Source organism: Ligilactobacillus acidipiscis DSM 15836 (genome assembly GCF_001435755.1).
Classification (GTDB): domain Bacteria; phylum Bacillota; class Bacilli; order Lactobacillales; family Lactobacillaceae; genus Ligilactobacillus; species Ligilactobacillus acidipiscis.
In genome coordinates this window covers 1-709 of sequence record NZ_AZFI01000332.1, presented here as the reverse complement: position 1 = coordinate 709, position 709 = coordinate 1, and the positions used below count along the sequence as shown (strand labels likewise).

Annotated in this window: 1 protein-coding gene; it reads right to left on the bottom strand. The window is 27.1% G+C overall.

What is annotated here, in order from left to right:
- Positions 1 to 18: 18 nt before the first annotated feature.
- Entirely contained in the window at positions 19 to 621 is a 603-nt protein-coding gene (locus FC65_RS10975; protein WP_056972789.1) for a hypothetical protein, read from the bottom strand.
- Positions 622 to 709 lie beyond the last annotated feature (88 nt).

Sequence of the window (709 nt, the reverse complement as noted above, 5' to 3'; positions counted from 1 at the left end):
ATTTGTGAGTTATGGACCCTATTTTTTTGTTTTACTTAATTGTTTTCTGAAATATTTTGGCACCCAGATTAATAATAAAAAGGGTATGACGAATACACTAATAATAATAAATAAACTTTGAAGATTAAGGAAAATAACGTTACCTGGATAATTATTTGGGATTGGAAGTAGATAGTCAAGAAACTCCGGTAGATATATGAGACTAAAGATAAATACAAGATCAGTTAATCCTGTTACATAGTGAACCATAGAAAAAAACATGATTAAATTGTGCCCAAAATATTTTTGTTGGGCCAGGTGTATAGTTTCTTTTCTGTCTAAAATATTTTTTTTTGCTGTAATAAATAGAAAAAATAAACTTGTTAATGTAATCGTTATTGATTCGAAGCCGAAAATAAAAAAAGTTGTATTACTTGAATAGTCCTTAGTTACAATTTGACCAATAGATGCGGCAACATAAATACTTACTGAAAGTGAAAATAGAAGGGTAATAATTGTTAGAGTCTTTTTTGTATCAGTTAGTCTTTTTATTTCATGTTTTAAATATAAAAAATCAGATATAGTTAGCAGTATGAATGCAAAAAATGTCATAGGCCAAGAAAATAAGATAGTCAAAGTCATCTTTGTCCCTTCTTTGTAATTTTTATCAAATTTCAAACGTATTAGTAAATAAAATAGTACCTGAATTATTCATACTTTTCCCTTAAGG